Genomic DNA, 13,226 nt, shown 5'->3' with positions numbered 1-13,226 from the left:
TAAGCATATTGGCTTCAATAACCGATTGAAACGGCTCATGCGCACTACAACACCAGTATCCGCATGATAACTTCTGGAATCCGCCGCATGAAGCGCCTGCTGGTTTTGCCCTTTCTCATCGCGATTCCGGCCGCCGCCACCCGCGGGACCTGTATCGGCTGCCGGCGATTGCATCGTCATGCTGCACGGGCTGGCGCGCACTCAGGCTTCATTCACGTTGATGGAAGAGGTTCTACACGCCTTCGATTATACTGTCGTCAACAAGACCTATCCCTCCACCGAGGCATCGATCGAGGATCTGCTGGCTTATGTCAGCGATTCCATCGCGTCCTGCGGCCCCGCAAAGACGGTGCATTTTGTTACTCATTCCATGGGCGGCATTCTGGTGCGCGGCTGGCTCGCCGGACGGACGGACCTCGCAACCGGCACTGAATCGACAGAGACCGACATGCCGCGACGATTGGGGCGGGTCATCATGCTGGCGCCGCCCAACCACGGCTCCGAACTCGTCGACGCGTTCAAGGATCTATCGCTGTTCGGCACCATGAACGGGCCGGCTGGCCTGGAACTCGGCACAGACCCGGAGAGTATTCCAAACCGCCTCGGCCCGGCGCATTTCGATGTCGGCATCATCGCCGGCGACGTGTCGCTAAACCCGCTGACATCAATGTTCTTCCACGGCCCGAATGACGGCAAGGTGTCCGTCGACAGCACGAAACTCGAAGGCATGCGCGATCACATCGTCCTGCACGCCAGCCATACCTTCATCATGAACAACCCGCTGGCGATTGCGCAAACGCTTTCCTACCTGCGCGATGGGCGTTTCATTCCTGAACTCACCATGGATGAGGCTTTCCGGCGCATCATGCAGTGGTAATCACCGCTGTTCTTTCGCTGAAATCGGAAAGTGACGGTCGATCCAGTCCCGGATCAGCACCAACGTCGCCTGATCCGCCAGCAGTTCAATATGATTTACGCCAGGAACCACGGCATATTCGCCGGTGGCGGTCTGCGCGGCGATCAGCGGTTCGTATCGGGCGGCGTCGAACGCCTCATCGGCATCCCCCGCAACCACGAACAGGGGCTTTCGGATGCAGGCGAGATCGCGCCGATAGTCGGAACGCGGCGCAAAGGACGTGTTCAGCCGATAGGAGTATCGCCCGGTAACCGTCGCGCCATAGGGACCCTCCAGCACTTGCCGCGGCATAGCAAACGCGATGACGGGTAAATGATTGAAAGCAGTAATCCCGACAGCGTTGAGCATGGACAGCCCGATGATGCGAGGTATCGCAGCGGATGCCCATGACTGTAAACCACGCCTGACGGTTGGCGCATTGTATTTCAGAAATGGAGCCAGCAGAACATAGCCATCCACCTTGCCTGTATGATCGCCTCCGGCAAAACGAACCGCCAGCCCGCCGCCGGAAGAGTGACCGCCCACGATGACGGGGAGCCCCGCCACACGCTTGACCATCGATTCGATCAGGTCAGCGAGATCATCTTCCAACTGACCGATATAGTCGATGTCACCCCGCCGCCGGGGACTATCGCCATGGCCGCGCAGATCCGGCACAACGACGAGTGCAGTCGCTTCCACGGCGAGCCAACGCGCCATCGTATGGAACTGCATGCCGTGCCAGCCTGAACCGTGAATGAGCACAACCAGCCTGCGGGCCGCAGCCGCGTCGCCATAAATTCTGTAGCGTAGTCCCTCTCCGTCTCTCGCCGGAACCGTTTTCAATGTCGGCATATCGGCATAATCCGCCGCTATCGCTGAATTGAAATCAATGCCCTCGCCCGTCGGATGCGAAGTCTTGGGTTGCGAGATCGCAATCAGCGCCAGAGCGAGCAACAGGTAGATCGCCACAGCACCGGCCAAAAACACGCCGGACCATATAACCCATTCTGGCATGACTTATTCAAAGTTCCGGTTGTTTCGCAGAGAGTTTAAAGTCAGCACGATATCGAACCAAAACACCTTTATCAAATCGCAGACGCGCGTCATACAAAGCCTCTTCGCACACCGAGGAAGAGCAATTCATCATGTCGATGGCCGCGGACGATCGTGCTCATGATGTGCGCCGCTTTGGGAATCCCCAGAATTAAATCGTCACGACAACCTCGCAACACCAGCTTGTCGCATTGGGGGCAGCGCCTGCTGTAATGCGCTATGCACGGGCATAACGACCTCCACACCTACGTTCTTTTACGTGATCGTCACTGGCTGTCTCGGACATACGACCAACTCATGCGCACCACATTACCGCTCCATTGCCCCATGACGCTCCTGGAATGTCATCGGCCCGGCATAACAGCGACGTATGTTGCGCTCTGGATGCCGCAATGGATAATAACGGTCATGAGCATGTCAGCTAGTCCGACGCAATCACTCCGCTTTACGATTTTCAAATATGTGGTTTATGGCCTTCTGGTCCTTAATATCGGTCTTTTTCTGATTTTCGGCGAACCGCACGAAGCAATCGACTCGCTTGGTTGGATGCTCCTGCTTGGATCTTTCGAATACGAGACCTCAACCTCAGACGAGGATTACAGTTCTCCGCTCGAAAAATATATACTCTGGACACTGCAATTCATGGGCTACGCCTTTGCTATTTATGCCACCTGGAGCTACTGGCAGGTGGAGCAATGGGCTGATTTCATCAATGCTTCCGCATGGCTCTGCGTCTGTGCGGCGATTTCATATGATGTCCATGTGCCGGGCGAGTACGGCGGGCTGGAATGGCGCATCCGCAATCTCGTGAAGGGAGTTCTCTATGCGATCCTCTTCGGAGTTGCAATCTGGTGGGCTTATGACGGTCTCGTCGTGGACCAAAGCGCCCACGCTCTTCTGGAGTTATACGACGCACTTCTTTGGATCGTCTGCTTCGGAGTTATCGAACTCAATATATTCGCCAGCGAAAGCGAAGACGAAAATGAATATGAAGCAGCGACATCCTGAACATGACAAGCAGGCGTGCTGACTCTGATCAGGGGCCTCCAATAAAACCCTGGGATTGAGGATGGTCGAATACATTTGGCCATCCTGCAAGGGGCCGAACGCAATCGATACTGGTTGCGCCGGCGAAGGTTTGTCAGAGGCTCCTGGACAGTGCTGACGGATTTGGCCCAGGCGACCCCCGCTGCAAGCGCGGCGATGGATGCGAAGTTGTGTCTGGTCTTCTCGCGTCGTAGGGCGACACGCTTGAAGCGCTTGAGCATTCCGACTGCCTGCTCGATACGTGCGCGCCTTTGTAGATGGCCTTTATGAAAAATCCCGGCTTGTCCTTCTCGTTCGTCCTTCGCGGAATGACGGGGATGATACCGCGTGACCGCGCCGCCTGCCGGTTAGCCTTGCTGGCGTAGCTCCTGTCGCCCCCGAATCGACTTCAGGGGCAAACCCGGGCACTCCTCATGTGAAAATCCGTCCATACAGCCTGACAGGCTGGAAACCTCTGACATCAATACAACAGATATATGCATCATCTTATAATAAAAACTAAATGAACTTACATTACTTTTATCAAACAGCTTTCTAATTTTATAATAGAATTTATATATCTATTTTAAGTTATGACCTTTTAAATATCATCACTGTGCGCACTCCAACTGAGGTTGGAAGAGATAGATTGAATTAATCGGCAGACACATATCGCATATTCAAATATATGGATATTATATATTTGACTTATTTCCGTTGAAATATCAGCGTCATGATGCGAGGATACCTATACTTCCTGGCGCTGATTCAAGTAATTATGATGAAGGAGACTGAGAGTGTCTGATATCGATCTGAAGCAACCCATCCGCGGCGATAAGGGCGCGAACGTTCTCGGCCCCCGCAACCCTGAGGTTGAAGCGCAGAATCCCGATATTCTGCTTCCGCCGGAGACGGATCATGGCGGCATTCCCAACTTGAAGTTTCCTTTCGCCCTTGCCCACAACCGTCTTGAAGATGGCGGCTGGGCACGTGAGGTCACGCATCGTGAGCTGGGTAGCCTGGAAGAGCTGGCCATCGTCAACATGCGCCTGCCGGCCGGCGTGGTGCGTGAGCTGCACTGGCACAAGGAAGGCGAATGGGCATATGTCCTCAAGGGCCGGGTCCGCTTCTACTTGGTTGACGATCAGCGCCAGACGCTGATTGAGGATCTGGGACCGGGCGATCTCTGGTTCGCCCCGGCAGGTTTCCCGCACGCCATTCAGGGCCTTGACGAAGAAGGCACTGAATTCGTTCTCGTTTTCAATGACGGCAACTTCTCCGAGAATCAGACACTTCTGGTCACCGAGCTGTTCGCACACACCCCGCGTGAGGTGCTGGCGAAGAACTTTGGCGTACCCGTCGAAGCCTTTAACGGCATTCCGGCTGAAGAGAAGTACATCTTCCGTCAGCCCGTTCCGCCGCCGCTGGAGCAGGTCCGTGCGGAGCTGGGTGCTGTAACGTTTACCGATAAATACGTTTTCCGCGCCTCCGAGATTGCACCGACTCCTTATCCGGGCGGCGCTACCCAGGTGGTCGATTCGCGCACGTTCCCCGCTACCGAACTCGCAGCTCTATTCATTGATCTGGAGCCGGGTGGCCTGCGTGAAATCCACTGGCATCCCGATGCAGACGAGCTGCAGTATTACATCAGCGGAAAAGCGCGCGTAACCGTGTTCGATGCTGTCAACAATGCTCGCACCTTCGATTATGTGGCTGGCGATGTTGGCTATATTCCGAAGACGCTCGCTCACTACATCGAGAATACGGGCGACGAGCCGGTGCGTGTGCTGAACATTTTCCACAAAAGCGAATATAAAGACATCTCGCTCAACAACTGGCTTGCTCTGACACCCAAGCACCTGGTTGAGGGCCACCTTGATGTTGGCGATCCGCTGATCTCATCGCTGCGTGCCACGCGCCAGCCTGTCACCAAGGGTTGAACATGAAGCGGGGGCTACGGAGCCCCCGCTTCAACAACGGCGTGCTCATTTGCATGTTAAAAAGGAGCAGACATGGAAGAGTTCATGTCCAAGATGCTGGTGTTCGATCTTATCCCGATCATCGTCGTGATGATTTTGGGTTATGCGGCCGGCAAGGTGAATGCCTTCCAGGCAGATCAGGCGCGCGTCTTTAACAAGCTGGTTCTGGATTTCGCCCTGCCCGCGGCTTTGTTTGTTTCGATTGTCCGCGCAGACCGGGCGATGTTGGTTGAGAACGCGGCACTGAGCATTATCTCGCTAGTCGGGCTGGTTGCTCTTTTCATGGTCTCTTACTTTACCGTTCAGCTGTTCTTCAAACGGACCAAGGCCGAAGGAGCTGTCTGCGCGCTGATCGCGGGCTCGCCGACCATTGGCTTTCTCGGTTACGCGGTGCTTGATCCGCTTTACGGAACCGGCGTCGAAACCGGCCTTGTCATCGCAATCGTTGCCATTGTGGTGAACGCGATAACCATCCCGATCGGCCTTTACCTGCTTAACGCAGGCGGTGGCGGTGACAAGTCTGCCGGCGGCGCGTCGCAAGGCAATGCTTTGCTTGCCTCGCTCAAAGAGCCGGTGGTGTGGGTTCCGATTCTCGCCGTGGCGTTGGTGCTTGTCGGCATCAAGGTGCCCGATGAGGTCGACCCGACGTTTGACTTGCTGGCCAAGGCCAACTCCAGCGTCGCCGTGTTTGCTGCGGGCCTGACCCTTGCCGCTTACAAGATCGAGCTGGATTGGGAAGTTGCGTACAATACGTTCTTCAAACTTGTCCTGATGCCGGGCCTGTTCCTGATCGCGGGCTGGGCTGCGGGACTCGACTCGCTGATCCTTCAGATGCTGGTTCTCAGCGTGGCACTGCCGCCGGCATTTTCCGGAATCATCATCTCCAGCCGGTTTCAGGTGTATACGCGCACGGGAACCTCATCGCTGGCGGTCAGCGTGCTCGGCTTCATCGTCGCAGCGCCGGTGTGGGTCTATCTGGCAAGGCTCGCCGGAAGCTGACGCAGCTTCCGCGATATTATGGAAACGATAACGCACGTTCCGACTTTATCGGAACGTGCGTTTCTTGTTTCGAGACTATCGCAGGCCTGCAATTCGATCTGGAGGCAAATTCTGCGTTGTATTTGCGCTCTATGTCGCTTCGGCGCGTGGAACGAAAGAGGAAAGCCGCCTGCCGCACCTCGATGCCAGGACGCTTCTGGTCGAGGCAGAGCCCCCCACAAAAGCCAGTGAAGTTATGGGTGTCCAGACCACACCTCAGCCTTAACGTTATTTCTATAATAACCGCATGGAACCTGTCGCCGCCGAGGTCATTTTGTTGCCATGCCGTGCGGCGTATATCACCTTTATCATGAAACCTGTGTGAGGCGGCAATGAGCCTGGGCCTGATAGCACTTCTTGACGATATCGCGGCTCTGGCAAAGGTTGCCGCCGCTTCTCTGGACGATGTCGCGACGCAGGCGGTGAAAGCCGGCACGAAAGCAGCCGGCGTGGTCATCGACGACACCGCGGTTACGCCGCGCTACGTCACCGGCTTTTCGGCAGCGCGCGAAATTCCCATCGTCGTGCGAATTGCCATGGGTTCGCTCCGCAACAAACTGCTCATTCTGCTCCCGGCAGCCGTTATCCTGAGCCTCGTGCTGCCGCAGGTCATCACCCCCCTGCTGATGCTTGGCGGCCTCTATCTTGCTTATGAAGGGGCGGAGAAGGTCTTTCAGGTCATCGTTCCGCATGCAGCGCACGAGCACGAAGAAACGCTGGAGCCGATAGCGACGGATGCCAGCACGCTGGAAGATCAGCGCGTGGCCAGCGCCATCAAGACAGATTTCATCCTGTCGGCGGAAATCATGGCGATTACCCTGGGCGTGATCCCGGATGCGTCATGGCAGATGCAGGCCGTCATCCTCGGCATTGTCGGCATCGGCATCACGCTTGGCGTTTATGGCGTGGTGGCGCTTATCGTCAAGGCGGACGATTTCGGCCTCATGCTGTCGCGCGTCACCTGGCGCTCCATGAGCGGCAGCGTGATCCGCGCCATCGGGCGCGGGATCGTGAAAGCCATGCCCGGACTTTTAAAAGGACTGGGAACAATCGGCACGATTGCGATGTTATGGGTGGGAGGCGGCATCGTGCTGCACGGCCTGGAGCAGTTCGGGCTGGCAGGCGGCGCCCATATCGTCCACGACCTTTCCGTCGCAGCGGAAGAGGTCGCCGGTCCTATTTTTGGCTGGTTTGCCGGTGCGGCAAGCTCGGCCATTTTCGGTCTGGTATTGGGCGGACTGGCGATCCCGATCGTGAGCTATTGCGTGGCGCCGATCTGGAAACGCGCAACAGGCATGCTGAAAGGAGCCTGAGTTTCGACACCTTATTGCAGCGCCATAAATCTGCTGCTCTAAGAGGCACTTATCGGCGTGTTACGTTGAATTTTGTTTTTTTGATGGACATTTGACGTTTATCACTGTAAAAAGGCATTGTTTTTGCCTGTGATGAGTGTTGAGCTCGTAGACATTGAGTGCTCAACGCTCTCGGAATTCGCTGTTCTTTTGACTACATTCAAAGGGCAGGCGCTGGCACTCAAAACAGTCGGCGGCTCCTCTGTCGCTGTCAAAGAATCAACTGACATATTCGTAGCGCGGATATTTGTTATCCGTGGCTGCGGATTATAACATGAGGAGAGTGCCTTCGCTGTTGAGCTGGGCATTGCACATATGGATTTGACAATTGAAAAAGATGCGGCTGCGCCAGCAGCCAGTCCAATCAAGATCAGTCTGAAAAACGTTTATAAGATTTTTGGCGAGCGCCCTGAAACCGCGCTCGAACAGTTAAAAAGCGGCAGAAGCAAGCCCGAGATTCTTGCCGATACCGGATGTTCTGTTGGCGTCAACGATGCCAGTTTCGACATCATGGCCGGCGAAATCTTTGTGATCATGGGATTGTCCGGATCCGGGAAATCGACTCTTCTGCGCCTGCTCAACCGGCTGATCGAACCGACCGCCGGCGCCATCGAAATCGATGGCGTAGATGTCACTCAGATATCGTCCCGCGAGCTGATCGACCTGCGCCGGCGTGACATCAGCATGGTGTTTCAGTCTTTCGCGCTGCTACCGAACCGCAACGTCCTGCAGAATGCCGCTTTCGGCCTTGAGGTCGCGGGCATTGGCGAGAGCGAGCGGAAGGAAAAGGCGCTTAATGCGCTGCGCGCCGTCGGCCTCGAAGGCTATGCGGAAAGCCATCCCGACCAACTCTCCGGCGGCATGAAGCAGCGTGTAGGGCTTGCCCGCGCCCTTGCCAGCGAGCCGACGATCCTGCTGATGGATGAAGCGTTTTCCGCGCTCGATCCCCTGATCCGCACGGAGATGCAGGACGAACTGGTGCGTCTTCAGGGTGAACATAGCCGCACTGTCGTATTCGTCAGCCACGATCTCGACGAGGCCATGCGCATCGGCGACCGGATTTGCATTGTTGAAAACGGCAATGTTGTGCAGATCGGCACCCCCGATGACATCGTGCTCAATCCGGCCAACGATTACGTCCGTTCGTTCTTCCGCAACGTCGACGTTTCGCGGGTGTTCAAGGCAGGCGACATCGCGCGCCAGACCCAGGTGACCCTTATCGAAAGGCAAGGCGTTTCGGCCGCCGCTACATTGGAGCGCATGAAGAGTTATGACCGCGAATATGCGATTATTCTCGGCCGTGACAGGACGTTCCACGGCATCGTGAGCCGGACATCGCTGGTCGACAATATCCGCAACAAGGTTATTGACCCTTACCGGAACGCTTTTCTGACCGATGTGGAACCAATTCTGGCCAGCGAACCGCTGTCGGATGTTCTGGGCAGGGTGGCCAGCAGCTCATCGCCTGTGCCGGTGGTCGACGAGAGAAACCGTTATGTCGGTTCCATCACCAAGTCGGCGCTTCTTGAAACGCTCGACAGAACGACCTGACATCTAGGAACGGACGGACGGATGAACTTTAACATCGGAAACGGCGTCGATAGTATTGTCAATTACATTCAAGACAATTTCGGCTCGACGCTGGACTTCATTTCGGCGGTTATTGGCTTTGTGACGAATAACATTCAGGAATTCCTGCTTGCTATTCCCATGCCTGCCGCTCTGGCAATTTTTGTCATTCTCGCGCTCTGGCGCGTTGGCGTGGGCTTCGCCATCTTTACGGCCGTCTCGCTCTGGCTGGTTGAGCATATGCAGCTCTGGCCGGAGATGATGAGCACGCTGTCGCTGGTGATCGCTTCAACGCTGATCGCAATCGTCATCGGCCTGCCGCTCGGCATCGCCATGGCGCGCAGCGACCGGGTCGCAGCCATCACGCGGCCTGTGCTGGATCTGATGCAGACGATGCCCGCCTTCGTCTATCTGATTCCGGCCGCAATGTTCTTTGGCCTTGGCGCGGTGCCCGGCACGATTGCAACAGTGATCTTCGCCATGCCGCCGGTCGTCAGGCTGACCAACCTCGGCATCCGGCAGGTGCCTGCCGAATATATCGAGGCCGGCAATGCCTTCGGCTGCACCGCATCGCAGCTATTGTTCAAGGTGCAACTGCCGAATGCCCTGCCCTCCATCATGGCGGGCATCAACCAGACGATCATGCTGTCGCTGTCGATGGTGGTGATCGCGTCGATGATCGGCGCCGGCGGTCTGGGCAACACCGTGCTGACGGGTATTCAGCGGCTGGATGTCGGCACCGGATTTGAAGGCGGTATCGCCGTTGTGATCCTCGCGGTCATTCTGGACCGGCTCACGCAGAGCCTCGGCAAGCAGGGTGCCAACTTCTGGCAGGTGCTTTTCCGCAAGCCCGCGAAGACTGAGCAGGAGGTCGCGCAACCCGCGACCTGACCTCACCCGCGCTTACGACAATACACGCTGATTAATTCGCTCATTCTGAAAAGGAGCAGGTATGTTTAAAACACTCGTTTCCATGGGTCTGGCTGCGGTTCTGCTCGGCAGCGTTCCCTCCTCCGCGATGGCGCAGGACACCAAGCCGGTCAAGCTCGGCTGGTCCGCATGGGCGGACGGCGAGTTCGTCACCAAGCTGGCCGCGAAGCTCATCCAGGACAACTACGACCAGAAGGTTGAGCTGATTCAGGTCGATATCGCTCCGCTGTATCAGGGTGTCAGCCGCGGAGATGTCGACGCGATGATGATGGCGTGGCTGCCGCAGACGCATGCCGACTATTTCGCGCGCGTCAAGGATAAGGTCGATACCCTGGGAACCGTCTACGACGGAGCCAAGCTGGGCTGGGCCGTGCCGGCCTATATTCCAGAGGACGCGATCAGCTCCATCGAAGACCTGAAAAAGGACGATGTTCGCGAGAAGCTGAAAGGCCGCATCGAGGGTATCGATCCGGGAGCAGGATTGACGCGCCTGTCCGAGGCTGCCGTGAAGGACTATGACCTGAACCGCTACAGGCTACAGATTTCCAGCGAGGCGGGCATGCTGACGACCATCGACCGCGCCATCCGTTCCGACGACTGGTTCGTCGCGACGCTCTGGAGCCCGCATTGGGCGTTCGGCAAGTATGAGCTGCGTTACCTCGACGACCCCAAGAACGCTCTTGGTGAGGCAGAGCACGTCGATATTCTTGCACGCAAGGGCTTCAAGGAAGACAACCCCAAGGTTGCCGAGTTCCTGTCGCGCATGAAACTGCCGATTGAGGATCTGCAGAACGGCATGTACGAGGCTCAGAACACCTCCTACGATCAGGCCATTCAGAGCTACATCGAGAAGCATCCTGACCAGATCAAGGCCTGGTTGGGCACCGCGCAGTAAAATTGCCGCGCTTGGTGTGATGACATAGCAAGTGGCCCTTATAGCCACGGAACAAGCTGGCCAGGACTTGTCCTGGCCAGCTTTATTCTTACTTCAGCCAGCGTTCGGCAGCGTTATCCAGCTCACCGCGCTTGTCGTTGAGATCCCAAGCGAATTCCATGACGCGCAGATAGTCGTTATCGTCGACAGGCAGCATGAAGCCGAGGAAGCTCTCGGGAGTGAGCGGATCGTCGATGAAAATCGCGGCCAGACGCGGATCGGCATTGCTGTAGTGCAGCGCCTCATAGGTCTCGGTGATCATGACATCGCCCTTGCCTTCGGCGATCAGGGCCGGGATTTCGGCATTCTTTTCGTGCGTGCTCACCTGGGCATTGCCAAGGTTGGCCAGAACGAACGCCTCGTTGGTGCCACCGGGGTTCTTGATGACGCGCACGTCCGGCTTGTTCAGATCTTCCAGCGCCTTGAACTTGTCCGCATCCTCGCGCCGCACAAGCGCGACCTTGCCGAACGACGCATAGCCCGGCAGCATGGCGACCTTGCCGATGCGGTTGGCGTTGCGCGTGATGCCGCCGACAGCCACATCGAATTTGTCGGCCTGAAGGTCTGCCATCAGGTTCGGCCACGAGGTCTGGACGTATTCGATGGTCCACCCTTGATCAGTCGCAAGCTTCTCAATGATGTCGATATCGTGCCCCTCATAGCCGTCACCTGCCTTGATGGCGAAAGGACGATAATCCCCGGGCGTGCCAACGCGCAGCGTCTTGCTCTCCGTGATGCGGTCCAGACGCGGACCTGCGACAGCGGCAGACCCAAGGCCGGCGGTGCTTATGACAAGGCAAGCCGCGACCATCGCGAGCCGGCGGGTGATTGTTTGCATGGTGTTTCCTTTCTTCTTGTATTTTTAAACAGTTAACGCATTTTCAGAGCCAAAGGGACACTGCCTCCGGCGTCCCCTCCGACGAGGCAACGCCCGCTGTTTTCGACCGTTCTCAACGAGTTCGATCAAGGACCGCGCGGACTTCTGCGTAGCCGAATGGATCGGGCGCTTCAAGGTATGTCGCATCAACTGCCGGGCGTTTCGTTGCCCTTGCCCACACGCGCATGTTCAATGGATCCTGAAGCCCGTCTGATCGGATAATTTGCCTGAATATTATTTTGGCGCGCGTTTCATGGTGCGGATCTGAATTTACAGCAATTTAAAATTGAATATAAGAATGAATACCATTCCCATACATACCGCAGATTTAAATAATAAAACTACATAAATTGCGGATATGCACATCCCGCCGATCATATAAACTTGTGCTGCAATGCTTATCACGATATATCGGTTGTATAGGCAGCTTGCAGGTTGATCTATTGTGAATTTAATTAGAATAGTTAAAAATAAATGCGCCGTTAATCCTGACCTGCCGGTAGCCATGATCTTATTATTGGGGGAGATTTCGTTACCATGAAAAAGCTGATCACCGCCGGTCTCACTGTCTTTGCCCTCAGCCTGCCGAGCTGGGCATCGGCACAGGACCTGACGATTTACTCCGGCCGCGGCGAAGCGCTGGTGGGCCAGGTCATCAAGCAGTTCGAGCAGGAAACGGGCCTGAAAGTGGACGTGCGCTATGGCGGCACGTCGGAACTCGCCACCCTGCTGCTTGAGGAAGGCGACAAGTCTCCCGCCGACGTGTTCTGGGCGCAGGATGGCGGCGCGCTGGGCGCGGTCAATGCGGTCTTCGTCGAGCTTCCGGCAGCCGTGAACGAGGGCGTTCTGCCCGTGTTCCGCAATGCGGACAACAAGTGGGTGTCCACCAGCGGACGCACGCGCACGCTGGTCTACTCCAAGGACCGCGTGAAGCCCGAGGATCTGCCGGCTTCGATCAAGGACCTCGCCAACGAAAAGTACAAGGGCCGCGTCGGCTTCGCGCCCACCAACGGTTCGTTCCAGGCATTCCTCACGGCCTTCCGCGTTGCCGAGGGTGACGATGCCGTTCGCGAATGGCTCAAGGGCCTCGTCGCCAATGACGCCAAGAAGTATCGCAACAATGGCACGCAGCTTGAGGCCATTGCCAACGGCGAGATCGATTTCGGCCTCGTGAACAACTACTATCTTGGCCGCTACCTCGCCAACGACAGCAAGTTCCCCGTCGCGCAGACGGGCTTCGGCAAGGGCGACGTCGGCAACCTGGTCAACGTGGCCGGTATCGGTGTTGTTTCGGCCAGCGACAACAAGGAAGGCGCCCAGCGCTTCATCGAATACCTGCTTTCGCCCGCCGCGCAGCAGTACATCACGACCCAGGGCAATGAATATCCCGTCATCAGCGGCGTGATCCAGAACCCGACCCTGCCGCCGATTGCGGAAGTTCTCGAAAACGCACCTGCGGTGGATATCAACAAGCTGACCGATCTCGAAGGCACGCTCGCCCTCCTGCGTGAGGCGGGCCTGCTCTGAGTACACCGGTTACCGCATGGCGGGCGCACGATGGCCGGCGCCC

At 56.8% G+C, this 13,226-nt stretch carries 11 protein-coding genes; 9 read left to right on the top strand and 2 right to left on the bottom strand.

What is annotated here, in order from left to right; all coding sequences use genetic code 11:
• Positions 1–178: 178 nt before the first annotated feature.
• Positions 179–877, top strand: a complete 699-nt coding sequence (locus FHS81_RS03370; protein ID WP_210281509.1) for an esterase/lipase family protein — start codon at positions 179–181, stop codon at positions 875–877.
• On the opposite strand, the gene FHS81_RS03365 is transcribed toward FHS81_RS03370, so the two are convergent.
• Positions 878–1,912, bottom strand: a complete 1,035-nt coding sequence (locus FHS81_RS03365) for an alpha/beta hydrolase (RefSeq protein WP_183750585.1) — start codon at positions 1,910–1,912, stop codon at positions 878–880.
• Positions 1,913–2,359: 447 nt separating this feature from the next.
• Here FHS81_RS03365 and FHS81_RS03360 point away from each other — a divergent pair, with 447 nt between their 5' ends.
• The 7 genes from FHS81_RS03360 (at position 2,360) to FHS81_RS03330 (ending at position 10,740) form a co-directional block, all read left to right on the top strand.
• On the top strand, positions 2,360–2,959 hold the full coding sequence (locus FHS81_RS03360; protein ID WP_183750584.1) for a hypothetical protein: 600 nt from the start codon (positions 2,360–2,362) through the stop codon (positions 2,957–2,959).
• A gap of 815 nt (positions 2,960–3,774) precedes the next feature.
• The gene (locus FHS81_RS03355) at positions 3,775–4,917 is read left to right on the top strand and encodes a cupin domain-containing protein (protein WP_343052403.1); all 1,143 of its coding nucleotides are present in this window, start codon (positions 3,775–3,777) and stop codon (positions 4,915–4,917) included.
• Positions 4,918–4,989: 72 nt separating this feature from the next.
• Positions 4,990–5,955, top strand: coding sequence for a transporter YfdV (gene yfdV / locus FHS81_RS03350; protein WP_183750583.1), 966 nt, complete (start codon positions 4,990–4,992; stop codon positions 5,953–5,955).
• A gap of 371 nt (positions 5,956–6,326) precedes the next feature.
• Entirely contained in the window at positions 6,327–7,307 is a 981-nt protein-coding gene (locus FHS81_RS03345) for a DUF808 domain-containing protein (RefSeq protein WP_183750582.1), read from the top strand.
• 354 nt (positions 7,308–7,661) lie between these two features.
• Positions 7,662–8,897 carry a glycine betaine/L-proline ABC transporter ATP-binding protein ProV gene (proV, locus tag FHS81_RS03340; RefSeq protein WP_183750581.1) on the top strand — a complete coding sequence of 412 codons (1,236 nt, stop codon included), beginning with the start codon at positions 7,662–7,664 and terminating at the stop codon, positions 8,895–8,897.
• A 21-nt stretch (positions 8,898–8,918) separates the two neighbouring features.
• The gene (locus tag FHS81_RS03335) at positions 8,919–9,806 is read left to right on the top strand and encodes an ABC transporter permease (RefSeq protein ID WP_183750580.1); all 888 of its coding nucleotides are present in this window, start codon (positions 8,919–8,921) and stop codon (positions 9,804–9,806) included.
• A 61-nt stretch (positions 9,807–9,867) separates the two neighbouring features.
• Positions 9,868–10,740 (top strand): glycine betaine ABC transporter substrate-binding protein, encoded by an 873-nt coding sequence (locus FHS81_RS03330; protein WP_183750579.1) that lies wholly within the window; start codon positions 9,868–9,870, stop codon positions 10,738–10,740.
• 88 nt (positions 10,741–10,828) lie between these two features.
• Here FHS81_RS03330 and FHS81_RS03325 read toward each other — a convergent pair whose 3' ends face one another.
• Complete coding sequence (locus FHS81_RS03325; RefSeq protein ID WP_183750578.1) at positions 10,829–11,617, bottom strand: transporter substrate-binding domain-containing protein; 789 nt, start codon at positions 11,615–11,617, stop codon at positions 10,829–10,831.
• 576 nt (positions 11,618–12,193) lie between these two features.
• Here FHS81_RS03325 and FHS81_RS03320 point away from each other — a divergent pair.
• The gene (locus tag FHS81_RS03320) at positions 12,194–13,183 is read left to right on the top strand and encodes an iron ABC transporter substrate-binding protein (protein ID WP_183750577.1); all 990 of its coding nucleotides are present in this window, start codon (positions 12,194–12,196) and stop codon (positions 13,181–13,183) included.
• The last annotated feature ends 43 nt before the right edge of the window (positions 13,184–13,226 follow it).

The sequence above is a fragment of the Pseudochelatococcus contaminans genome (assembly GCF_014195635.1).
Taxonomy (GTDB): domain Bacteria; phylum Pseudomonadota; class Alphaproteobacteria; order Rhizobiales; family Beijerinckiaceae; genus Pseudochelatococcus; species Pseudochelatococcus contaminans.
The sequence above is the reverse complement of the archived record's forward strand: the minus strand, read 5'-3'. Positions and strand labels throughout refer to the sequence as shown.

What these genes read in the sequence shown, in the direction of transcription:
- FHS81_RS03370 (WP_210281509.1), top strand. Translation starts at nt 179, where the DNA reads ATGCTGCACGGGCTGGCGCGCACTCAGGCTTCATTCACGTTGATGGAA.
- FHS81_RS03365 (WP_183750585.1), bottom strand. Translation starts at nt 1,912, where the DNA reads ATGCCAGAATGGGTTATATGGTCCGGCGTGTTTTTGGCCGGTGCTGTG.
- FHS81_RS03360 (WP_183750584.1), top strand. Translation starts at nt 2,360, where the DNA reads ATGAGCATGTCAGCTAGTCCGACGCAATCACTCCGCTTTACGATTTTC.
- yfdV (WP_183750583.1), top strand. Translation starts at nt 4,990, where the DNA reads ATGGAAGAGTTCATGTCCAAGATGCTGGTGTTCGATCTTATCCCGATC.
- FHS81_RS03345 (WP_183750582.1), top strand. Translation starts at nt 6,327, where the DNA reads ATGAGCCTGGGCCTGATAGCACTTCTTGACGATATCGCGGCTCTGGCA.
- proV (WP_183750581.1), top strand. Translation starts at nt 7,662, where the DNA reads ATGGATTTGACAATTGAAAAAGATGCGGCTGCGCCAGCAGCCAGTCCA.
- FHS81_RS03335 (WP_183750580.1), top strand. Translation starts at nt 8,919, where the DNA reads ATGAACTTTAACATCGGAAACGGCGTCGATAGTATTGTCAATTACATT.
- FHS81_RS03330 (WP_183750579.1), top strand. Translation starts at nt 9,868, where the DNA reads ATGTTTAAAACACTCGTTTCCATGGGTCTGGCTGCGGTTCTGCTCGGC.
- FHS81_RS03325 (WP_183750578.1), bottom strand. Translation starts at nt 11,617, where the DNA reads ATGCAAACAATCACCCGCCGGCTCGCGATGGTCGCGGCTTGCCTTGTC.
- FHS81_RS03320 (WP_183750577.1), top strand. Translation starts at nt 12,194, where the DNA reads ATGAAAAAGCTGATCACCGCCGGTCTCACTGTCTTTGCCCTCAGCCTG.